The following is a 20884-nucleotide window of genomic DNA, read 5'->3' as shown; positions in this document are numbered from 1 at the left end:
TGAAGAGCATGACAAGGACTCGCGCCAAAGCCCGCGCCGGGAAGCGGCCGCCCGCAGCCGCGAAGCGGCGCCCTGCGGCCAAGCCGGAGCCCGAGGCGATCGATCCGCGCAGCATGGACGACGATCCCGTCGTGCAGGGCATTCTCACGGCGATCAGCCAGAAGCGGCTCAAGCCGGGCACCAAGCTCGGCGAGGACCGGCTGGCGCACGCCCTCGGCACCACGCGCATCCATGTCCGCCAGGCGCTGGCGCATCTCGCCTCGCGCAAGATCGTCGTGCAGTTTCCCAATCGCGGCGCCTTCGTCTCGCGGCCGACCTGGCAAGAGGCGCGCGAGATGTTCGCCGCGCGCCGCGTCATCGAGGCGGCGACGGTGGCGGCCGCGATCGACCGGCTCGACAAGCAGGGCAAGGCGCTCTTGAAGGCGCACATGGCGCGCGAAGCGGCCGACGATCGCTCCGACCGCTGGGCCTCGCTGTCGCTGACGGCCGATTTCCACATCCTGATCGCCCGATTGGCCGGCAACCACGTGCTGCTCGACATGGCGCGCGAGCTGATGCTGCGGACGTCGCTGGCGATCGCGACCTTCGAGCAGCCGGGCGAGCCGGACTGCTCGCCGGATTCCCATCCCGACATCGGTGATTTGGTGCTGGCCCGCGACAAGGCGGCGGCGGTCGCGGCCATGACGCATCACCTCGAGGACATCGAGCGCCGCATCCAGCCGCGCGACGGCGAGGGGGACATGGACGAGCTGACTGCGATCTTCAGGGATCTCGGCGTGGCTGCTGTGCGCCATGACGACTGAACTCGTGACATGGCCTCTACCGCGCATCCTGCTGATCAATCCGAACAGCTCGGCGGCGACCACCGCGATGATGGTGTCGATTGCGCGTGCGTGCTGCACCGGCCGGGCCGAATTGGTCGGCGCGACCGCGACGCGGGCCCCGAGCATGATCGTCGATGCCGAGGCCCTGACTGCCTCGGCCGCTGAAGTCGTCGAGATCGCGCAGCGACAGCTCGATGGGTGTGACGGCATCATCGTCGCCGCTTACGGTGATCCCGGTGCCGCCGCGATCCGCGCCGCGCTGACCGTGCCGGTGGTCGGCATCGGCGAGGCGTCGATGCGGGAGGCGGCGCTGGGCGGCCGGCGCTTCGGGATCGCCACCGTGACGCCGGCCCTGGTCGCGAGCATCGCGGCGCTGGCCGAGGGCATCGGGTTGTCGGCGCAGTTCACCGGAACGCGCCTCACGCCGGGCGACCCCGCCGCACTTGCCGCCGATCCCGCGCGGCTTGCTGCCGCCCTGGCCGAGGCCGTGCGCGCCTGTATCGAACAGGATGGCGCCGAGGCCGTCATCATCGGCGGCGGGCCGCTCGCCCAGGCCGCCGATCAGCTGCAGCCGCAATTCGCCGTGCCGATCATCAAGCCGATCGCGGCGGCCGTGACGCAGCTGCTGGCGACGCTCGGCGTCTGAACGCCTGCATATCATTCCAAGCGACGCGCCGCGCGCTGGCTCGCGCGCGGGCAGGGCGCGGCTTACAATTTCGGCATGAGTAATAAATTTTACGCTTTTAAGATTATGCGTAATGAAACAGATTTCTCCGCGCCGGTGACCATCCAACGAATGCCCGCGATGCGGCGCGTTCATGCGAGGAGGAGCCAACGTGACGACAGCGGGTTTCATCGAGGCCCATGGCCTCTGGAGCGACGAGCAGAAGGCGGCCGCGGGCGAGGCGCTGGCGGCCGTCAAGGAAAAGGGCCTGCGCTGCATCCGCGTGTCGGTCGCCGATCCGCAAGGCAAGCTGCGCAGCAAGACGCTGATGCCGGGGCCGTTTCATGCGGCGCTGAAGAACGGCATCGAGTTCACCAACGCGCAATACGGCTTCGATTCAGCCGAGGGCATCGCCTACAATCCTTTCATGGACGGCGGCGGCTTCGGCATGGCCGAGATGGCGGGCTTTGCCAACGTCATCCTGGTGCCCGATCCCACGACCTTCCGCGTGCTGCCGTGGTCGCCCGGCACCGGCTGGGTGCTCGGCGATCTCTATTTCCGCGACGGCCGCCCGGTGCCGTTCGATGCGCGCCATAAGCTGAAGGCCGCGCTCGCCGAACTGACGCGCGAGAAATACACCTTCATCACCGGCCTCGAGATCGAGTTCTACGTCACCAAGGTGCTCGATCCTAAGCTCGCGCCCGAGGACATGGGCACGCTCGGCGTGCCGCCGACGCCGCCGCAGGTCGAGGCTGCCGCCCGCGGCTTCTCCTACCAGGTCGAGGACAATCTCGACCGCATGGACGACTTCATCTGCACGCTCGCCGACCATTGCGTGGCGCTCAATCTGCCGCTGCGCACGATGGAGAACGAGATGGGCCCGGGCCAGCTCGAATTCACCTTCGACGTCCAGACGGGCCTGAAGACCGCGGACACGATGTCGCTGTTCCGCTCGATGGTGAAGCAGGTCGCGACCCGCATGGGGCTGCATGCGACCTTCATGACGCGGCCGGGTCTGCCGAACTACGTGGCCAGCGGCTGGCATCTGCATCAGAGCCTCGCCACCGCCGACGGCCGCAACGCCTTCGCCTCGGAGCCTGGCTCGGGCGAGCTGCTCTCCGACGTCGGCCGCCACTTCGTCGGCGGCCTGCTCGAGCACGCCGCGGCCGCCTCGGTGTTCACGACGCCGACCGTCAATGGCTATCGCCGCCGCAAGCCGAACTCGCTGGCGCCGGACCGTGCCACCTGGGGCTACGACAACCGCGCGGCGATGATCCGGGTGCAGGGCATGCCGGGCGAGCCATCGGCGCATATCGAGAACCGCATCGGCGAGCCCGGCGCCAATCCGTATCTGTACATCGCCTCGCAGGCGCTGGCGGGCCTCGACGGCCTGCGCCGCAAGCTCGATCCGGGTCCCTTGGAAACCAGCCCCTATACGGCCACCCACCGGCCGCTGCTGCCGACCAATCTGATGGAGGCGCTCGAGGCGCTCAAGACGAGCACGTATTTCCGCAGCCAACTAAGTGATGTCTTCGTCGACTGGCTGCTCGGGATGAAGCAGAGCGAGGTGAACCGCTTCCTTGCTGCCGAGCCGAACTGGCAGGCGACGCCGGACGACGTCACCGCCTGGGAGCACCGCGAGTATTTCACGCGCTACTGACCGTGGCGCAGGGCGCTGGCCGCAGAGGCGCGGCGTCCTGCGCGGGGAGATTGCATGACCCATCGAGCTGATCTGCCGTTCGAGGAGCTGGTGCAGGAGCATCGCGTGCACCGCTCGCTGTACACGGACGAGGCCATCTTCGCCGAGGAGATGAACCGCGTCTTTGGTAGCACCTGGACCTTCCTCGCCCATGAGAGCGAGCTGCCGGCGCCGCACAGCTTCGTGCGCCGCAAGCTCGGCCTCCGACCCGTGATCGTCAGCCGCGACCGCGACGGCGCGCTGCATGTGCTGCTCAACCGCTGCACCCATCGCGGCGCCACCGTGTGTCGCCAGGACGAGGGCACCGCGCGGCGATTCACCTGTCCCTATCACAACTGGTCGTTCGACAGCGCCGGCGCGCTGGTCGGCGTGCCTATCGAGGAGGGCTACGGGCCGGGCTTCGACAAGGCCGAACTCGGCCTCGGCCGCGCGCGGGTCGCGAGCTATCGCGGCTTCATCTTCGCGACATTGAATCCGGAGATGCCGGATCTCGTCACGCATCTCGGTCCCGCCGCGCAGCTGATCGACGAATGGCTCGACCGCTGGCCGGGCGCCACGCTGAAACTGCAGCGCGGCACCCATCGCATGATCTGCCTCGGCAACTGGAAGCTGGTCTACGACAATTCCGCCGACGGCTATCATCCCGGCTTCTCGCACATGTCGCTGCTGCGCATGCGCAAGGATCGCTACGGTGCCGGCGTCGACATGCAGTGGACGATCGGCAATGTCGATCACGGTTTGCAGACGGTCGCCGATGTCGGCAACGGCCACACCTTCATCGACCAGCGCGCCGAGATCACGCGCTATTGGGAGCAGGCGGCGCCGATGCCCGGCGAGACCCGCTATGAGCAGGCGATCCGCGCCAAGCTCGGCGCCAAAGCCGATGCCGCGCTCGACGTCGTGATGGGCTCGGGCATGAACCTCAACATCTTCCCGAACCTCCTGATCATCGGCAACCAGATCCAGGTGATCGAGCCGCAGAAGGTCGATCTCACGCATCTCACATGGTACGCGACCGCGCTCGAGGCGCCCGATCTGCCCGACGAGGTCAACGCGCTCAGGATGCGGCTGCAGGAGGATTTCCCGAGCTTCGGCGAGCCCGACGATCTCGCCAATTTCGAGGAGTGCCAGGCCGGCCTGTCGATCCCCGAGATGGAATGGGTGCTGACCAACCGACATCTCGGCACCGGCAAGGAATATATCGGCCCGAAGGGCATGCTCACGGGGCCGGTGACCGACGATCTGCCGCTGCGCGCGTTCTGGCGCGAGTGGAAGCGCCTGATGACGTCAACGACACGATTGGCCGCCGCATGACCCCGCTCGATCTCAACATGGATGACGGCTTCACGCTCAAGGACATCCTGCGCGACAGCCTGGAATCGACCTATGTCGACGATGACTATTACGCGCGGCTGCGCGCCGATCTCGGCGAATGGCAGGCGATCGGCACGCCGCTCACCGAGGCCGAGCGGCAGCGCTACGAGGCGCTGATCCTGCACGAGCACTGGCTGCTCGACCGCCGCGCCTTCGAGCGCTGGTATCAGCTGTACACGCGGCAGTGTTTGTACTGGGTGCCGGCGGCCGGTGGCATGCCGGATGCGGCGCGCGGCGATCCGCAGCGCCAGGTGACGATCGCGTTCGATGATCGCCGGCGGATGGGCGACCGCATCGTCTGGCTGCGCACCGGCGTGGCCTCGTCGCAGCTGCCGCCATCCTATACCAGCCATCTCAATTCAGGCTTCGTACGGGTTACGAGCGCCGCGGGCGACGAGGTCAAGATCCGCTCGCAATTCATCGTCCATGAGATGCGGGCAGGTCATACCGTGCGGACCCTCACAGGCTGGATGGGCCACGTGCTCAAGGAGGAGGACGGCCGGCTCAAGATCGACCGCAAGCTCGTGGCGCTGCTCGACGCCGCGAGAAGCCAGCACAACATGACCTTCCTGCTCTGAGGCGCTCGCTTTTGCGGATCGGCTTTTCATGCTAGCTGCGTGGTGATGATGATCACCATGCTCCTCCAATCGCGGGTCAGCCTGTCGTGAGCGCGCCGGTCCCGAGCGACGGCACGGTCGCCGAGCGCATCCGCGTGGTGCGCAACCATCTGGCGCCCGCCGAGCTCGCGGTCGCCAAGGTGATCCTGGAGAACTATCCGACCGGAGGCCTGGTGCCGATCGTGCAACTGGCGACCGCCGCCGAGGTCAGCGCGCCCACGGTGCTGCGGCTGGTCGGCAAGCTCGGCTTCGACGGCTACGGCGCGTTTCATGAAACTTTGCGCGCCGAAATCCACCAGCGCATCTTCTCGCCCGTCGATGCCTATCCCGATGCGAAGCGGCAGCCGGCCGCAGAGACGCCGGCGGCGCGCGCGCAGGCCGCCTATGTCGACTGCATCCGCTCGACCTTCTCGCATCTCGATGCGAAGGAGCTGAAGGCGGCGGTGACGGCGCTCGCCGACGTCTCGCGGCCGGTGCTGGTGATGGGCGGCCGCATCAGCGCCATCCTGGCGACGCAGCTTGCGACCTATCTCTCGATGCTGCGCAAGGATGTCGTCCACATCGCCTCCGATGGGACGGAGCGCATCTCCGCCCTGGTCGATCTCAGGCCGAAGACGGTCGTGGTGCTGTTCGATTTCCGCCACTACCAGCAGAGCACGCTCGATTGGGGCCTTGAGGCGGCCAAGCGCCGCGCGCATCTGATCCTGGTGACCGATCAATATCTGTCGCCGCTCGCCTCGCATGCGACGACCTTGCTGACCAGCAGCACCAGGGGGCTCGAGCCGTTCGATTCGATGGCCGGCGGCTTCGCGCTCACCGAGCTCCTGATCTCCGAGGTCGCGCGCGCGCTCGGCAGCCCCGCGCGCAAGCGGCTCGGCGAATTCCTGGCGCTGCAGCAGGCCGACGAGCAGGGCTCGCCGGGCATGACGCCGATCCAGAAGGGGCTGCGCGAAAAGTAGCTCACGCTGAGTGGGGCGCGCCTTCCGCATGACCTTCCGCTCGAAAGGCGCTGAAGGTCTACACTGTCATGGCCGGGCTTGCCCCGGCCATCCACGTCCGCGTGTGCGGCACGACGTGGATGCCCGGGACGAGCCCGGGCATGACGAATAACTCATGCTAGATCGAATGCGGCGAGAGCCAGAGATTCACATCCCCGTGCTGCGGCCATTTACGGCCGATAGCCCGCCGCCGGATGGGGCGCGGCGAGCCGCGCGCGGCCGAACATCTTTTCGCGCAAGGTGCCCGGCTGGTACGCCTTCTTGTAGCGGCCGCGCCTGGTCAATTCCGGCACCAGCAGGTCGGCGACATCGGCAAAGCTCTCCGGCGACAACGCAAAGGCGAGGTTGAGGCCGTCGACACCGGTCTGCTCGACCCAGCTCTCGATGAGGTCTGCAACCTTCCCCGGCGAGCCGACGAACACCGGGCCGATGCCGCCGATGCCGATATGCTCGGCGACCTCGCGCACGGTCCACACGCGGTCTGGATCGGCGCGGGTGACGTTGTCCATCGCGCTGCGGCCGGCGTCGTTGAGGACGTGGCGGACCTGCTGATCGAGCTCGTAGGTCGAGAAGTCGACGCCGGTCCAGCCGGACATCAAGGTGAGCGAGGCCTCGTGGTCGATGTAGCGGCGATAGTCGGCGAACTTGGCCTCGGCCTCTGCATCGGTCTCGCCGAGCACGACGGTCGCGATGCTGAAGATCACGATGTCGCCCGCCGCGCGGCCGGCCTCGACCGCGGCCTGGCGGATCGCCGCGACGCGCGGCGCGATGATCTTGGCCGATGGGCCCGACATGAACACGCATTCGGCGTGGCGGCCTGCGAACACGCGGCCGCGTGGCGAGGTGCCGGCCTGGTACAGCACCGGCGTCCGTTGCGGCGACGGCTCGGACAGATGGATGGCGTCGAGCTGGTAGTTCTCGCCCTGATGGCTGACGCGGTGGACTTTCGCCGGATCGGTGAAGATGCCGCTGGCACGATCGCGCTTCACGGCATCGTCTTCCCAGCTGCCTTCCCACAGCTTGTAGACCACCTCCATGTATTCGTCGGCGATGTCGTAGCGATCATCGTGGCCGGTCTGGCGCTGCTTGCCCATGCCGCGCGCGGCGCTGTCGAGGTAGCCGGTGACGATGTTCCAGCCGATGCGGCCCTCGGTGAGATGATCGAGCGTCGACATCCGCCGCGCGAACGGGTAGGGCGGCTCGTAGGACAAAGTGCAGGTGACGCCGAAGCCGAGATGCTCCGTCACGGCGGCCATCGCCGAGATCAGCATCATGGGGTCGTTGACCGGCACCTGGATGGCGTGGCGCAGCGCGGCGTCCGGATTGCCGCCATAGACGTCGTAGACGCCGAGCACATCGGCGAGAAACAGCCCGTCGAACCGGCCGCGCTCCAAGGTCTTGGCGAGGTCGAGCCAATAGGGCAAGCGGTTGTAATCGGAGGAGCGGTCACGCGGATGTCGCCACAGGCCGGGCGACTGGTGCCCGACGCAGTTCATCGCAAACGCATTCAACCGGATGTCCGCAGCCATGATGTCCCTCGATCGTGTGGTGCCGACAGATGGCACGCTTCGGCCGATGTTTTCAATTGCGCGTGAGCGCACGGCCGCTTGCGGCGCGCGCAGGCTGGGCTATGGTCGCGATGTGATCAAGCGCGCTGCGAAGCAATGATGGCGCGCGACGGGCGAAGGCCCGGATGTGGGGAGAGGACGAGACTGATGCAGATCCGGATGGCGGCGCTGGCCGCGGTCTTGCTGACGGGGTCAGCAATGTCATGCGCCCATGCCGAGGATTTCAAGGCGAGCTGTGCGGCGCTGGCGCAGGGCTTTTCCGGCAGCGGCCGCATTGTGACGGTGGAGTTCGTCGCGGCCGGCGGCGTCCAACTGGCGCCGCCGGCCCCTGCGGGGGTCACCAGCCCGGCGCCGGATCATTGCCTGATCCGTGGCAAGATTAACGAGCGCACGGGGATCGATGGCAAGCCCTACGCTGTTGGCTACGAGCTGCGATTGCCCGCGACGTGGAATGGCAAGTTCGTCTTCCAGGGCGGCGGCGGCGTCGACGGCGTGCTGCGGCCGGCGCTCGGCCTGTTGACCGGCACCACGCCGCCGAACGCGCTCTCCAACGGCTATGTCGCGGCCTCGACGGACGCCGGCCATCTCGAGGAGCCCGGTCCGCTCGGGCCGTATCTGTTCGGCCTCGATCCGCAGGCGCGGCGCGACAAGGGCTACAGCTCGATTCCGCCGGTGGCGGCCGCCGCCAAGGCGGCGAGCGAGAAGCTCTACGGCAACGCGCCGCGCCGCTCCTACTTCGCCGGCTGCTCCAATGGCGGACGGCAGGCGATGGCGGTGACGCAGCGCTTTCCCGAGCTGTTCGACGGCGTCATCGCCGGGGCGCCGGCCTATCGCGTGCCACTCGCCGGAATCGACGTGATCGCGCAGGAGCAGCTGCTGCTAGCGATCGCGCCGCCCGGGCCCGACGGCAAGGCCGATGTCGGCAGCGCGCTCACCGACGAGGATCTGAAGCTGGTCGCCGATGGCGTGACCGAGGCGTGCGATGGCGCCGACGGTGCCAAGGACGGCATGGTGCAGGACGTCATGGCCTGCCGCTTCGATGCGGCGGTGCTGGCCTGCAAGGACGGGCAGAACGCGCAGTGCCTGTCGCCGCCCAAGCTGAAGGCCGTCAAGCTGATGTTCGACGGCATCCGCAATGCCATGGGCGGGTTGATCTATGCGCGCTGGCCCTACGATCCCGGCCTCGCCGCGCCGGGCTGGCGGGCCTGGAAGCTCGGGACGCCGAAGGCCAGCCCGCCGAACGCGCGCAATCTCACGCTCATTCCCGGCGGCGTCGCCTATGACTTCATGAGTCCGCCGCAAACGCCCGACGATCTCGTCTCCTGGGTGCGCAATTTCGATCTCGACCGCGACACGCCGAAGGTGATGAAGGGCGCGGATGGCTTCGACGCCGGCATGGAATATGAGGCGGCGACCTCGACCGATCTCGACGCCTTCAAGTCGAAGGGCGGCAAGATGCTATTCTATCACGGCGTCGCCGATCCGATCTTCTCGGCGCTCGATACGATCGACTATGTCGACCAGCTCAAGACGAAATACGCCGACGCCGACGGCTTCGCGCGGCTGTTCCTGGTTCCCGGCATGAACCATTGCGGCGGCGGACCCGCAACCGACCAGTTCGATCTGTTGAGCGCGCTCGATCAATGGGTGGAAGGCAAGGCGGCCGCACCGGAGGCGATCCGCGCGACGGCGCGGCGTGCGCCGGACGTGCCATGGCCGGGGCGTACACGTGATCTCTGCGCGTTTCCGAAGGTTGTGACCTACAAGGGCAGCGGCAGCCTCGAGGACGCCGCCAATTTCGAGTGCCGCTGAACGGATCGTGCAAGTCGTCCGCATGGCGTGCACGATCGCTTGATGGGTGGTTGACGTGCCGCGCGCGAGCCCCGATCTCCCGGCCAGCGCCGGCCCGCCTTCGCGGCGTCCCATCGGCCCGCATTCGTGTCCTCATGGTTGCCGTCAAGACTCGCGCCTTCACCATCCTGTACGAGTTCGAGCATGCTCAGACCGAGCTGATCGGGAAGTGCGTGGCGTTGAGTGACGGCAAGGCTGGAACGGTGGAGCAGGTCCATCTCGACGAGCTGCATGGTCTGCGCATCTCGATCAGCGGCCATGACGGGCGCTGGCCGGTGTCGACGATCAGGTTTGCGCAGGATTGAGCGGAGCAGGGCGGAGGCGTCAGCGCCGTCTCGCATGCGCGACGGCAAAGCTTTCGATCAGTTGCCGCAGCTTGCTCCGATGCACGAGCCGCGCAGCCTCGGGCGCCGGCAGCCACAGCAGCTTGCGCTCGCCGCGCTCGGGCCATCGCCGATGCTGCTTGGTGACTTCCAGGGGAAACAGCGCCACTTCGCACTGGATCTTGCGCTTGCCCTTGCGCTTGCTGTGCTTGAAACGGCCGAGCGCATGGCGGCTGATCTTGCCGCGCAGGCCGGCCTCCTCATAGGCCTCGATCGCCGCCACCCGGTGCGCGCGCTTGCGCAGCATCGGCGACCCCTTCGGCACTGACCAGCGCCGCTTGCGGCGGGTTGTGATCAGGAGAATGCGAAGTTCCGCGGCTTTGATCCGAAAGGGCAGGGCGGCGAATTGCTTCTGCTTCATGGGACCCCCTTTCATTCCGGTTTTGAACCGCTGCGGCCGACCTTGGTTCCTTTGTCCGCGCAGCCGGCGCCATCCAGATCATTTGATACGTGGCGGTCGCTGCATTGCGACTAACCTTCGGGATGTCGTGTAGCGGAAAGCTGTCCTGCAGCCCAGGGCATCCCGCCATTTCGGATTCACCTATGTGGGTGCGGTGAAGGCGTGATCATCTAGGGTTGCGTACACGTCGAACTTGAACCGGGTCCGGATCGCATGGATGACGTAGAGGTTGAGAAGAAACGGCGGCGGCGCGTCAAGCAGACGATGTCGCTTGGCGAGCGGCTGATGCAGACGGCGCGCGAGGCGCGTGATCTCGCCAAGCGACTGCCGCCTGGCATCGAGCAGGCGAGGCAGTTGCGCCGCGCGCGCGAGGCGGAGGCGATCGTCGAGCTCGATCGCTTCCTCACCGCGCCGGCGCGGAGTAGTCCGACGCGGAGGAGCTGACGACGCGCGACGCGGTCGTCGCCTTCGGCTTGCGGCATCGCCGGTCGACAATGTCGCACCTGCATCAATTTGCTGCACAAGAGCACGTTTTGATGCAGGCATCGCTGCTACAACGCGCTTGACAGGTGAGGTGTTCTAAGAGACCGTAACATCCACGCGTTGGGCACAGCGGCCCTTTGGACGCGAGCACGATCAAACCATTTCCAACGCCGCGCTGTTTCAAGCGTGTTTGGTTGGTGGCGAGGGCGCCCTCGGCTTGACAGCCGACGGGCGCTTTTTTGTTTTTGGGACGCGGGATGACACGGACGACGTTTCGCATCGGGGTGATGTTCTCGACGACGGGCTCGTACAGCGTCGTCGCGCGCTCGATGCTCAAAGGCGCCCAGCTCGCGCTCGCCGAGGTCAACGCCGCCGATGGGCCGATCACGCTGGAGCCGGTCGTGGTGAACCCGTCCGGCGACCTCGCGCAATATCGGGTGCTGGCGCGGGAGCTGTTGAGCTCCGGCATCCGCCAGGTGGTCGGCTGCTACACCTCCTCGAGCCGCAAGGAGGTGATTCCCTGCTTCGAGAAGTTCGACGGCCTGCTCTGGTATCCCTCGCACTACGAGGGGTTCGAGAGCTCGGACAACGTCATCTACACGGGGGCGGCGCCAAACCAGCACGTGCTGCCGCTGGTCGAGTATCTTGCCTCGCGGGTCGGCACCCGCGCCTTCTGCGTCGGCTCGAACTACATCTGGGCCTGGGAGAACAACCGCATCTTCCGCGAGGCGCTGACCGCGCGCGGCGGCACGGTGCTGGCCGAGCGCTATCTCACGGTCGGCGACACCGAGTTCGACCAGGTGATCGCGGCGATCCTGGAGCAGCGTCCCGACGTCGTCTTCAACAACCTGATCGGCACCAGTGCCTACGCCTTCTTCCGCGCTTTCCGCGCCGCCTGCCGCTCCGCCGGCATCGATCAGCCGAACGAGATTCCGGTTGCGAGCTGTACCTTGTCCGAGCCGGAGCTGCAGGAGATCGGCGCCGAGGCGGTCGACGGCCATCTGTCGTCGAGCGTGTACTTCTCCTCGCTGAGCTCGCCGGAGAATGCCGCCTTCATGCAGGCCTATACCGCCGCGTTTCCCGATGGTCCGGTGGTCTCGGCCGACGCCGAAGCCTCCTACATCGCCGTCAAGCTGCTCGCCGCGACGTTGGCGCAGGCCGGCAGCGACGAGTCGCGCCTGGTGCGCTGCGCCGTCGCCAATCAGCGCCTGCTGGCGCCGCAGGGCGAGGTGCGGATCGATCCGCAGACCTATCACGCCTGGCTCACGCCGCGGATCGGCCGCTCCTCGGCCGGCGGCCAGTTCGAACTGCTGCTCGAAGCCCGCCAGCCGATCGCGCCCGATCCGTATCTCGTGCAGTCGTCGCCGCGCTTTGCGACCTCCATGCGTCCACCGCTGCTCCGAATGGTGAAGTCATGACCTTCCGCTTGCTGCAGAACTTCAAGGGTGGCCGCGCGCTGGTGATCACGCGGCGGGCAGGGTGGGAAACCACTCTGGAGTCGACGCTCGCCAAGCTGGGCGTTGCCTGCGAGTATCCCGAGATCGTCGAGGGCCGCGCGCAGCTCGACGTCAGCGCGCTACTGCCCGAGCGCGACATCCTGTTCATTGATGGCGACCTCGAAGGCGCTGTGGCGCTCGAGGTCAATCCCGCCTCGAAGCTGCCGCCGGTGCCGGTGATTGGCCTCGTCGGCGTCGAGGCGCCGAGCCGGCTCAAGGCGCTGGTCAATCTCGGCGCCACCTCGTTCCTGCGCAAGCCCGTGCATGGCGGCGCCGTCTACACCGCGCTGTTTCTCGGCATCAACCAGTTCCTGCTGCGCACCGACATGTACGAGAAGCTGCAGGACCTGGAGAGCCGCCGCCGCGGCCGCCGCGCCGTGATCCGCGCCGTCGTCCTGCTGATGCAGGAGACCGGCCTCAACGACGACGATGCCTATTCCGCGCTTCGCCGCGACAGCATGCGGGCGCGGCAAAGTCTGGAGCTCTATTGCGAGGAGTTCCTGAAGAGACGGGCGATGCCGCCCGATACGCCGGAACGCCCGAGCAGCATCACGCTGCAAGGCGGCAACAAGCAAGCGATGTAGGAGCATCACATGACCAGATCTGGAATGCGGGGGGCTGCGTGCCGCAGCCCTCACGGGGACGCTTGTCTTCGCGGCAGGCGCATATGCCGCCGAGGCGCCGATCAAGCTCGGCGTGCTGGAGGACCAGTCCGGCGATTTCGCCGCCGCGACCATCGGCAAGGTCCACGCTATCCAGCTCGCGGCCGAGGAGATCAACAAGGCCGGCGGCATCATGGGTCGTCCGTTGGAGCTCGTGACCTACGACACTCAGTCGGACAACACCCGCTACCAGGAGTTCATGCGCCGCGTGCTGCAGCGGGACAAGGTCGACGTCGTGTTCGCCGGCTTCTCCTCGGCCTCCCGCGAGGCCTACCGCCCGATCGTCGACCAGTTCAACGGCTTCGCCTTCTACAACAACCAGTATGAAGGCGGCGTCTGCGACGGCCACATGGTGGTGACGGGCGCGGTGCCGGAGCAGCAGTTCTCGACGCTGATCCCGTACATGATGCAGACCTACGGCAAGAAGGTCTACACCTTGGCCGCCGACTACAATTTCGGCCAGATCTCGGCCGAATGGGTGCGCAAGATCGTCAAGGAGAACGGCGGCGAGATGGCCGGCGAGGAGTTCATCCCGCTCGGCGTGTCGCAGTTCTCGCAGAGCATCCAGAACATCCAGAAGGCCAAGCCCGACTTCGTCGTGACCCTGCTGGTCGGCACCGCGCAGGCCTCCTACTACGAGCAGGCGGCGTCCGCCAACGTCAACCTGCCGATGGCCTCGTCCGTCAACGTCGGCCAGGGCTACGAGCACAAGCGCTTCAAGCCGCCGAGCCTGAAGGATATGTACGTCACCACCAACTACATCGAGGAAATCGATACGCCGAAGAGCAAGGAGTTCCTGGCCAAGTTCAAGGCCAAGTTCCCCAACGAGCCCTATGTGAACCAGGAGGCCGAGAACTCCTATCTCGCGCTCTATCTCTACAAGCAGATGGTGGAGCGGGCGAAGTCGACCAACCGCGACGAGATCCGCAAGGTGATCGCGATGGGCGACGTCTGCATGGACGCGCCGGAAGGCAAGGTCTGCATCGACCCCAAGAGCCAGCACATGTCGCACACCATCTACCTCGCCAAGGTCGGCGCCGACCACTCGATCTCGTTTCCGAAGGTCTGGGAGGACATCAAGCCGTATTGGCTCGGCGAGGCCGGCTGTGACCTGACCAAGAAGGATCCGATGGCGCAGTACACGCCGTCGAATCCGCCGCCGAAGCCCTGATCGGCGGCCGCGGCCGCTCCGGCGTCCCCTCACGCCGGAGCGGCCCGTTGTTTCATCCCCTCACGCATCCGAACCCCACATCGATCGAAGACATGGACATCGCAACCCTGGCATTCTCTGCGCTCTACCAGTTCGGCGACGCGTTCGCCTTCCTGGTGCTCTCGGCCTGCGGGCTCGCGGTCATCTTCGGCATGATGGGCGTGATCAATCTCGCTCATGGCGAGTTCATCATGTGCGGCGCCTATGTCACGGCGGCGACCGTGCATGCCGGCCTGCCGCTGCCGCTCGGCATTCTCTGCGGCACCTTGGCCTCGGCCTTCGTCGGCGTCCTCGTCGAACTGCTGGTGATCCGCCATCTCTATGAGCGGCCGCTCGACACCATCGTCGCCACCTGGGGACTCAGCCTGATCGCGACGCAGGGCACCCTGATCCTGGTCGGCTCGACCATGGCCGGTGTCGGCACGCCATTCGGCAGTTTTCAGGTCGGCGCCTATTCCTATTCGATCTACCGCATTGTGTTGTTCGTCGCCGCGCTCGCGGTGCTCGGCGCGCTCTATGCCTTGTTCAACTGGACACGGTTCGGCGTGCTCGCGCGCGCCACCATCCAGGTGCCGCATATGGCGGCCGCGCTCGGCGTCGACACCAGGCTGATCTACAGCCTGACCTTCGCCTGCGGGGCAGGGCTCGCCGGCCTTGCTGGCGGGCTCTACGCGCCGACCATGACCCTGGTGCCGACCATGGGCGCGACCTTCATCATGGAGGCATTCGTCACGGTCGTGATCGGCGGTGCCGACGTCTTCCTCGGCACCGCGCCGGCCGGCGGCATCCTCGCCATCGTGAAGTCCGGCATGACCTCGTGGCAGGGCCAGCTGTTCGGCCAGATCGGCCTCCTGATCGCCGTCATCATCGTCGTCCGGGTGCTGCCGAAGGGCATCTCCGGCTTCGTGCTGCGCGAGCGGACCTGAGGAGCGCCGCGATGACCGGTTTCTTGTCCTTGTTCCGCCGTCTCGAAGGACCGCAGACGCTCGGCCGCGGGCCTGCGTTCTGGGCGCTGTTCGCGCTCGTGCTCGCCGGCGCGATGGCGTACCCGTTGTTCAGCGACGGCTATACGGTCGGCAACACCGTGTACTTCTTCGTCTGGGTGTTCATCGCGCTCAGCCTCAGCCTGATCTGGGGCTATGGAGGCTCGCTGTCGTTCGGCCAGACTGCGTTCTTCGGCATCGCCGGCTATGGCTACGGCATCCTCACCATCAATTTCGGCGCGTCCTACGGCTTCACCTGGATCGCGCTGCTGCTGGCCATCGGCATGGCGGCGCTGGTGGCCGCGCTGCTCGGCTATTTCATGTTCTTCGGCCGCATCGCCGGCGTCTTCCTCGGCATCGTCACCTTGGCCGTGACCTTGATGCTCGAACGCTTCATGGCGCAGACGGCCGGCCCCGAATGGCGCATCGGGGCCGCCCGGCTGAACGGCTTCAACGGCATGAGCGCGATGCCGCCGCTGACGATTCCCTGGTTCGGCGGCCCGATCGTGCTGTTCGCCGATGTCGGGCTCTATTACGTCGTGCTCGGCATGCTCGTCCTGGTCTATCTCGGCTTGCGCATCCTGATGAACTCCTCGTTCGGCAACGTCATCGTCGCTATCAGGGAAAATCCAGAGCGCGCGGAAATGCTGGGCTACGACATCCGCAAATATCAGCTGATCACCTTCGTCATCGGTGCCGCGCTCGCCGGCCTCTCCGGCGTGCTCTACACGGTGTGGGGCCAGTACATCACGCCCTCCAGCATGGGCATGACGGCGGCCTCGCTGCCGCTGATCTGGGTCGCCGTCGGCGGCCGCAGCGATCTCACCGCGACCGTGATCGGCACGCTGGTCGTGCTGTCCGGCTTCCAGGCGCTGACGATCTACGGCAGCCAATATGCGCTGGTGTTCATGGGCGTGTTGCTGGTGCTGACCGTGCTGATCGCGCCCAATGGCCTCGTGCTCGGGGTGATCAAGGGGATCACCAAGCTCGTCACCCGGCGCAAGCAGGAGGCCGCGTGATGGCGCTGTTGCAATTGCGCGATGTCAACAAGCATTTCGGCGGTCTGCACGTGACGAATTCCGTCAATCTCGTGCTGGAGCAGGGCGAGATCCACTGCCTGATCGGGCCGAACGGCGCCGGCAAGAGCACCTTGTTCCGGCTGATCCTCGGCGAGCATCATCCCGGCAGCGGCCAGATTTATTTCGCCGGCGAAGACATCACCGCGCTGAAATCCTTCGCCCGCATCCGCCGCGGTCTCTCGGTCAAGTTCCAGGTGCCGGGCGTGTTCAAGGGTCTCTCGGTCCGACAGAACCTGGAGATTGCCTTGCAGAGCCGGCTGCATGGTCCTGCGCTCGACGAGGAGATCGACCGGCTGCTCGCCTTCCTCAACCTCGAAGCCGAGCAGGCGCAGCTCGCCGGCAATCTCAGCCATGGCCAGAAGCAGTGGCTGGAGATCGGCATGGCAATCGCGCTGAAGCCGCGGCTGCTGCTGCTCGACGAGCCGACCGCCGGCATGTCGCCGGAGGAGACGCACATGACCGGCGAGATGGTGCGGCGGCTGAACGCGGCCGGGATGACCGTGCTCGCCATCGAGCACGACATGGCGTTCGTGCGCCAGGTCGCGCAGCGCGTCACTGTGCTGCATCTCGGACAGGTGTTCGCGCAGGGCTCGATCGACGAGATCGTGGCCGACGAGCGCGTCGCGGCGATCTATCTGGGGCAGGCGCATGCGTAAGGAAGTCATCCTCACCACCGTCGGGCTTCGCGCCGGCTATGGCGGCAAGCCGGTGCTGCAGGGTCTGGAGATCGAGGTTCGCGAGGGCGAGATCGTCGCCGTGATCGGCCGCAACGGCGTCGGCAAGTCGACCCTGATGAAGAGCCTGATCGGGCTGGTGCCTGCGATGTCCGGTTCGATCGTCTATCGCGGCGAGGCCGTCGAGCACCTGCCGGCGCACAAGCGCGCACGGCTCGGCATGGGCTATGTGCCGCAGGGCCGCGACGTGTTTCCGCGGCTGACCGTCGGCGAGAACATCGCGGTCGGCGCTGCGATCAAGGGCGGCGGCATTCCGGAGGAAGGGAAGCAGCGCGTGATCGGCGCGTTTCCGATCCTGCAGGAGCGCTGGAGCCAGCGCGCCGGCACGATGTCCGGCGGCCAGCAGCAGCAGCTCGCGATCGGCCGCGTGCTGATCGCCGATCCCAATCTCATCCTGCTCGACGAGCCGTCGGAAGGCATCCAGCCCAACATCGTCCAGGACATTGCCCGCAACATGGTCGAGCTCAACCGCCGGACCGGCGTCACCATCATCCTCGTCGAGCAGAATCTCGACATGATCCGCGCCATGGCGCAGCGCGCCTACGTCATCGACAAGGGCCGCATCACAGCGAGCCTCGCGCGCGAGGCGCTCGACGACGCCGCCGAGATGCGCCGCCACCTCGCAGTCTGAAGAAACTTGAAACGAGCACAAGGAGAACGAGCATGGCCTGGCAGTCGGAATCGATCATGGCCCGCAAGGGCGTGGCCAAGGGCGAGCGCGGCGCGCACCATCTCATCACCGAACAGGACCAGGGCAAGTATCACTACGTCTACGGCCCCTATGTCGATCCGGTGCTGATCATCGACCCCGGCGCCGTCGTCTCGGCCGAAACGCATGACGCGTTCGAGGGGGCGATCAAGCATGAGACCGACAGCCCGTCGAAGATCCTGAATTTCCCGTTCCTCAACCCGCAGAACGGACCGATCTATGTCAATGGTGCCGAGAAGGGCGACACGCTCGCGGTGTACATCGAGAGCATCGTCCCGCGCGGGCCGCAGCCACGCGGCACCACCGTGATCATGCCGGAGTTCGGCGGGCTGGTCGGAACGGGGAATACCGCGTTGCTCAACCCGGCGCTGCCCGAGCGCGTGAAGAAGTTGGAGATCACGGCCGAGAAGGGCACGGTCTGGAACGACAAGATCACGCTGCCCTATGAGCCGTTCATCGGCACCATCGGCACCTCGCCCGAGATCGAGGCGATCTCCTCGCTCGTGCCGGACTATTACGGCGGCAACATGGATCTGCCGGATGTCGGCACCGGTGCGATCATCTATTTGCCGGTGAATACCAAGGGCGCGCTGCTCTATCTCGGCGATTGCCACGCCGCGCAGGGCGACGGCGAATTGTGCGGCGTCGCGATCGAGCATCCGACCGTGACGACGGTGCAGGTCGACCTGATCAAGAACTGGAGCATCGCCTGGCCGCGGCTGGAGACCAAGGATGTCATCATGACCATCGGCTCGGCCCGGCCGATGGAGGACGCGGCGCGTATCGCCTATCGCGAGCTGTGCCGCTGGATGGCCGCCGATTACGGTTTCGACGAGATCGACGCCTACATGCTGCTGACGCAGGCCGGGCGCGTCCGGCTCGGCAACATGGTCGATCCAAAATACACGCTCGGCGCGTCCATCAAGAAGCACTTCCTGGTCTGAGGCAGCAGACAATGTCGTTGACCTACAAGGTTGCCACCGTTCAGTTCGAGCCCACACTGGGCGAGAAGGAGCGCAACATCGAAGGCCTGCTCGCGCTGTGTGAGCAGGCGGCGTCCTCCGGCGCGAAGCTGATCGTGACGCCCGAGATGGGAACGACAGGCTATTGCTGGTACGACCGCGCGGAAGTGGCGCCTTATGTCGAAAAGGTGCCGGGTTCGACCACGCACCGCTTCGCGGCGCTGGCCAGACGGCATGATTGCTACATCGTCATCGGCATGCCGGAGGTCGATGACGACGACATCTACTACAACAGCGCGGTGCTGATCGGCCCCGACGGCGTGATCGGCCGGCACCGCAAGACCCACCCTTACATCTCCGAGCCGAAATGGGCCGCCGCGGGCGACCTGCACAACCAGGTGTTCGAGACGCCGATCGGCCGCATCGCGCTCCTGATCTGCATGGACATCCATTTCGTCGAGACGGCGCGGCTGATGGCGCTCGGCGGCGCCGACATCATCTGCCACATCTCGAACTGGCTCGCCGAGCGGACGCCGGCGCCGTACTGGATCAGCCGCGCCTTCGAGAACTCCTGCTACGTGATCGAGAGCAACCGCTGGGGGCTGGAGCGCACCGTGCAGTTCTCCGGCGGCAGCTGCGTCATCGCGCCCGATGGCAGCCTGCCGGCCGTGATCGACAAGGGCGACGGCGTTGCCTTCGCCGAGATCGATCTCGCATGGGCACGGGCACGCAAGGTGCTCGGCGAGCCGGTGTTCGCGCAGCGCCGGCCGGAGCTGTATCCCGAGCTGCTCACCAATACCTACAGCTGGAACCCGCGCGACTTCTTCGGGCTCTATGGCCATCAGCCATGGCCGGTGGGCAAGCGCTCCCGGATCAGCGCGGCGCAATTCGCGCCGAGCTCCGACGTCGCGGCCAATCTCGCCCGTATCGCCGAACTGGCGGCTGCGGCGAAGGGAGAGGGCGCCGAGCTGGTGGTCTTCCCGGAACTTGCGGCAACGGGGCTGACCGATCCGGCCGAAACCGCCGAGCCGATCCCGGGCCGGATCACGGGGACGCTGACCGGGATCGCCGCGGAGCAGGGGCTCACGCTGGTCTGCGGTCTTGCAGAACGAGACGGGAACACCATCTATAATTCGGCCGTCCTGGTCACACCCGACGGTAAAATCACCACCTACCGCAAGACGCACCTCACCACGGCCGAGCGCAGCTGGGCCACGGCGGGAGACGACTGGACCGTTGTCGATACCCCGATGGGGCGGATCGGCATCCTGATCGGCCATGACGCGGCGTTTCCGGAAGCGGGCCGGGTGCTCGCCTTGCGCGGCTGCGACCTGATCGTGTGTCCTTCGGCGGTGAAGGGGACTTTCAGTGCGGCGCATGCAGGGACCGAGGTGATGCAGCCGGCGCCGATCCCGACCGGGGCCGACGCGCATCATTGGCATCACTTCCGCGTTCGCGGTGGCGAGAACAACGCCTACTTCGCATTCGCGAATGTGTGCGACGCCGCGAATGAGGATCGCGGGCTGAGCGGCGTGTTCGGTCCAGATACGTTTGCGTTTCCGCGTCGCGAGGCGATGGTCGAGCGCGGGGAGGGGATTGCGACGCTCGAGATCGACACCAGCAATCTCGACAGCGTCTATCCGACCAACGTCGTCCGGCGCAAAGATCTCGTCTGCATGCGCATGCCGCACTCGTATCGCGCGCTGGTGCAATCCAAGGCGAGCAATTTTTGAGCTTGCGCGCGCGTTCCGTTTCAAAATGGAACGGAAGCCGTGTGTGACAGCGCGCAGAGCGGGGTGCGACCGCGCTGTCCACATTTCTTCACAGCCGTCGCAAAAAGTTCTTGCACGGGATGCGGCATCGCACTATCTCACCACCACGCCAGCCGGACATCACTGATGACTGAGGCCCCCGAACTTCCGGGACCAACGTTGTTTTCCTTGATGTTTCTTCTTCCGACTGGCTCTTGAGTTTTTCTTCAGAAAAGCTCTTGACGGTCTCGAAAAATCAGCTATTTGAAGCGCCCCGGCAACGGAGACTTCGACGGCGAAAGAGACCGAAGAAGGTGCACTAATTAGTTCGGAGCGACTGAGTTCGCGAACTAACAAGTGCGGGCTGTTTGACAAGTGAAGATGAAGAAAGAGAAACGTGGACGGCGGAGTCCTTGCGGGTCTCGGGATTGAGGGCT

20 protein-coding genes are annotated in these 20884 nt (G+C 66.2%); 18 read left to right on the top strand and 2 right to left on the bottom strand.

Features of this window, described 5'->3' with window-relative positions:
• Positions 1-8: 8 nt before the first annotated feature.
• The 6 genes from ACQR1Y_RS22675 to ACQR1Y_RS22650 all read left to right on the top strand — a co-directional run bounded on the left by ACQR1Y_RS22675 (position 9) and on the right by ACQR1Y_RS22650 (position 6137).
• Entirely contained in the window at positions 9-803 is a 795-nt protein-coding gene (locus tag ACQR1Y_RS22675; RefSeq protein ID WP_434878260.1) for a GntR family transcriptional regulator, read from the top strand.
• A 4-nt stretch (positions 804-807) separates the two neighbouring features.
• On the top strand, positions 808-1470 hold the full coding sequence (locus tag ACQR1Y_RS22670; protein ID WP_434878259.1) for an aspartate/glutamate racemase family protein: 663 nt from the start codon (positions 808-810) through the stop codon (positions 1468-1470).
• Positions 1471-1642: 172 nt separating this feature from the next.
• On the top strand, positions 1643-3148 hold the full coding sequence (locus ACQR1Y_RS22665) for a glutamine synthetase family protein (RefSeq protein ID WP_434878258.1): 1506 nt from the start codon (positions 1643-1645) through the stop codon (positions 3146-3148).
• A 54-nt stretch (positions 3149-3202) separates the two neighbouring features.
• A complete protein-coding gene (locus tag ACQR1Y_RS22660) occupies positions 3203-4501 on the top strand; it encodes an aromatic ring-hydroxylating oxygenase subunit alpha (protein ID WP_434878257.1) in 1299 nt (432 codons plus the stop codon).
• Positions 4498-5139: an aromatic-ring-hydroxylating dioxygenase subunit beta gene (locus tag ACQR1Y_RS22655; protein WP_434878256.1), complete on the top strand. Its 642-nt coding sequence runs from the start codon at positions 4498-4500 to the stop codon at positions 5137-5139. Before ACQR1Y_RS22660 ends, ACQR1Y_RS22655 begins: the two co-directional genes overlap by 4 nt.
• An 86-nt stretch (positions 5140-5225) precedes the next feature.
• Entirely contained in the window at positions 5226-6137 is a 912-nt protein-coding gene (locus tag ACQR1Y_RS22650) for a MurR/RpiR family transcriptional regulator (protein ID WP_434878255.1), read from the top strand.
• 209 nt (positions 6138-6346) lie between these two features.
• Here the strand turns inward: ACQR1Y_RS22650 and ACQR1Y_RS22645 are convergent, their stop codons facing one another.
• Positions 6347-7705 (bottom strand): LLM class flavin-dependent oxidoreductase, encoded by a 1359-nt coding sequence (locus ACQR1Y_RS22645; protein WP_434878254.1) that lies wholly within the window; start codon positions 7703-7705, stop codon positions 6347-6349.
• Positions 7706-7891: 186 nt separating this feature from the next.
• Here ACQR1Y_RS22645 and ACQR1Y_RS22640 point away from each other — a divergent pair, with 186 nt between their 5' ends.
• Entirely contained in the window at positions 7892-9556 is a 1665-nt protein-coding gene (locus tag ACQR1Y_RS22640) for a tannase/feruloyl esterase family alpha/beta hydrolase (protein ID WP_434878253.1), read from the top strand.
• A 134-nt stretch (positions 9557-9690) separates the two neighbouring features.
• Positions 9691-9900, top strand: coding sequence for a PRC-barrel domain containing protein (locus tag ACQR1Y_RS22635; RefSeq protein WP_434862392.1), 210 nt, complete (start codon positions 9691-9693; stop codon positions 9898-9900).
• Between the two features lie 19 nt (positions 9901-9919).
• Here the strand turns inward: ACQR1Y_RS22635 and ACQR1Y_RS22630 are convergent, their stop codons facing one another.
• Positions 9920-10339, bottom strand: coding sequence for an NUDIX hydrolase (locus ACQR1Y_RS22630; RefSeq protein WP_434862391.1), 420 nt, complete (start codon positions 10337-10339; stop codon positions 9920-9922).
• A 252-nt stretch (positions 10340-10591) separates the two neighbouring features.
• Between ACQR1Y_RS22630 and ACQR1Y_RS22625 the strand changes: the two genes are divergently transcribed.
• From ACQR1Y_RS22625 to ACQR1Y_RS22580, 10 genes are all read left to right on the top strand, one after another.
• The gene (locus tag ACQR1Y_RS22625) at positions 10592-10822 is read left to right on the top strand and encodes a hypothetical protein (RefSeq protein ID WP_434878252.1); all 231 of its coding nucleotides are present in this window, start codon (positions 10592-10594) and stop codon (positions 10820-10822) included.
• A gap of 296 nt (positions 10823-11118) precedes the next feature.
• The gene (locus tag ACQR1Y_RS22620) at positions 11119-12279 is read left to right on the top strand and encodes a transporter substrate-binding domain-containing protein (protein ID WP_434878251.1); all 1161 of its coding nucleotides are present in this window, start codon (positions 11119-11121) and stop codon (positions 12277-12279) included.
• Complete coding sequence (locus ACQR1Y_RS22615; RefSeq protein ID WP_434862388.1) at positions 12276-12941, top strand: ANTAR domain-containing response regulator; 666 nt, start codon at positions 12276-12278, stop codon at positions 12939-12941. Before ACQR1Y_RS22620 ends, ACQR1Y_RS22615 begins: the two co-directional genes overlap by 4 nt.
• A gap of 19 nt (positions 12942-12960) precedes the next feature.
• Positions 12961-14190 (top strand): urea ABC transporter substrate-binding protein, encoded by a 1230-nt coding sequence (locus tag ACQR1Y_RS22610; RefSeq protein ID WP_434878389.1) that lies wholly within the window; start codon positions 12961-12963, stop codon positions 14188-14190.
• A 92-nt stretch (positions 14191-14282) separates the two neighbouring features.
• Positions 14283-15155: an ABC transporter permease subunit gene (locus ACQR1Y_RS22605; protein WP_315720909.1), complete on the top strand. Its 873-nt coding sequence runs from the start codon at positions 14283-14285 to the stop codon at positions 15153-15155.
• 11 nt (positions 15156-15166) lie between these two features.
• Positions 15167-16231, top strand: a complete 1065-nt coding sequence (locus ACQR1Y_RS22600) for a branched-chain amino acid ABC transporter permease (RefSeq protein WP_434862386.1) — start codon at positions 15167-15169, stop codon at positions 16229-16231.
• On the top strand, positions 16231-16947 hold the full coding sequence (locus ACQR1Y_RS22595) for an ABC transporter ATP-binding protein (RefSeq protein ID WP_434878250.1): 717 nt from the start codon (positions 16231-16233) through the stop codon (positions 16945-16947). Before ACQR1Y_RS22600 ends, ACQR1Y_RS22595 begins: the two co-directional genes overlap by 1 nt.
• Positions 16940-17656, top strand: coding sequence for an ABC transporter ATP-binding protein (locus ACQR1Y_RS22590; protein WP_434878249.1), 717 nt, complete (start codon positions 16940-16942; stop codon positions 17654-17656). The genes ACQR1Y_RS22595 and ACQR1Y_RS22590 overlap by 8 nt, the downstream gene beginning before the upstream one ends.
• Positions 17657-17688: 32 nt before the next feature.
• Positions 17689-18678 (top strand): acetamidase/formamidase family protein, encoded by a 990-nt coding sequence (locus tag ACQR1Y_RS22585; protein WP_434862383.1) that lies wholly within the window; start codon positions 17689-17691, stop codon positions 18676-18678.
• Between the two features lie 11 nt (positions 18679-18689).
• On the top strand, positions 18690-20429 hold the full coding sequence (locus ACQR1Y_RS22580) for a nitrilase-related carbon-nitrogen hydrolase (protein WP_434862382.1): 1740 nt from the start codon (positions 18690-18692) through the stop codon (positions 20427-20429).
• Positions 20430-20884 lie beyond the last annotated feature (455 nt).

The sequence above is a fragment of the Bradyrhizobium sp. HKCCYLRH3099 genome, assembly GCF_051167855.1.
Classification (GTDB): Bacteria; Pseudomonadota; Alphaproteobacteria; order Rhizobiales; family Xanthobacteraceae; genus Bradyrhizobium.
This window is presented reverse-complemented; position numbering and strand designations above follow the sequence as displayed.

Bases quoted from the DNA above. Each gene is read 5' to 3' on its own strand.
- ACQR1Y_RS22675 (WP_434878260.1), top strand. From the start codon at position 9: ATGACAAGGACTCGCGCCAAAGCCCGCGCCGGGAAGCGGCCGCCCGCA.
- ACQR1Y_RS22665 (WP_434878258.1), top strand. From the start codon at position 1,643: ATGCGAGGAGGAGCCAACGTGACGACAGCGGGTTTCATCGAGGCCCAT.
- ACQR1Y_RS22660 (WP_434878257.1), top strand. From the start codon at position 3,203: ATGACCCATCGAGCTGATCTGCCGTTCGAGGAGCTGGTGCAGGAGCAT.
- ACQR1Y_RS22655 (WP_434878256.1), top strand. From the start codon at position 4,498: ATGACCCCGCTCGATCTCAACATGGATGACGGCTTCACGCTCAAGGAC.
- ACQR1Y_RS22645 (WP_434878254.1), bottom strand. From the start codon at position 7,705: ATGGCTGCGGACATCCGGTTGAATGCGTTTGCGATGAACTGCGTCGGG.
- ACQR1Y_RS22640 (WP_434878253.1), top strand. From the start codon at position 7,892: ATGCAGATCCGGATGGCGGCGCTGGCCGCGGTCTTGCTGACGGGGTCA.
- ACQR1Y_RS22635 (WP_434862392.1), top strand. From the start codon at position 9,691: ATGGTTGCCGTCAAGACTCGCGCCTTCACCATCCTGTACGAGTTCGAG.
- ACQR1Y_RS22630 (WP_434862391.1), bottom strand. From the start codon at position 10,339: ATGAAGCAGAAGCAATTCGCCGCCCTGCCCTTTCGGATCAAAGCCGCG.
- ACQR1Y_RS22625 (WP_434878252.1), top strand. From the start codon at position 10,592: ATGGATGACGTAGAGGTTGAGAAGAAACGGCGGCGGCGCGTCAAGCAG.
- ACQR1Y_RS22620 (WP_434878251.1), top strand. From the start codon at position 11,119: ATGACACGGACGACGTTTCGCATCGGGGTGATGTTCTCGACGACGGGC.
- ACQR1Y_RS22615 (WP_434862388.1), top strand. From the start codon at position 12,276: ATGACCTTCCGCTTGCTGCAGAACTTCAAGGGTGGCCGCGCGCTGGTG.
- ACQR1Y_RS22605 (WP_315720909.1), top strand. From the start codon at position 14,283: ATGGACATCGCAACCCTGGCATTCTCTGCGCTCTACCAGTTCGGCGAC.
- ACQR1Y_RS22600 (WP_434862386.1), top strand. From the start codon at position 15,167: ATGACCGGTTTCTTGTCCTTGTTCCGCCGTCTCGAAGGACCGCAGACG.
- ACQR1Y_RS22595 (WP_434878250.1), top strand. From the start codon at position 16,231: ATGGCGCTGTTGCAATTGCGCGATGTCAACAAGCATTTCGGCGGTCTG.
- ACQR1Y_RS22590 (WP_434878249.1), top strand. From the start codon at position 16,940: ATGCGTAAGGAAGTCATCCTCACCACCGTCGGGCTTCGCGCCGGCTAT.
- ACQR1Y_RS22585 (WP_434862383.1), top strand. From the start codon at position 17,689: ATGGCCTGGCAGTCGGAATCGATCATGGCCCGCAAGGGCGTGGCCAAG.
- ACQR1Y_RS22580 (WP_434862382.1), top strand. From the start codon at position 18,690: ATGTCGTTGACCTACAAGGTTGCCACCGTTCAGTTCGAGCCCACACTG.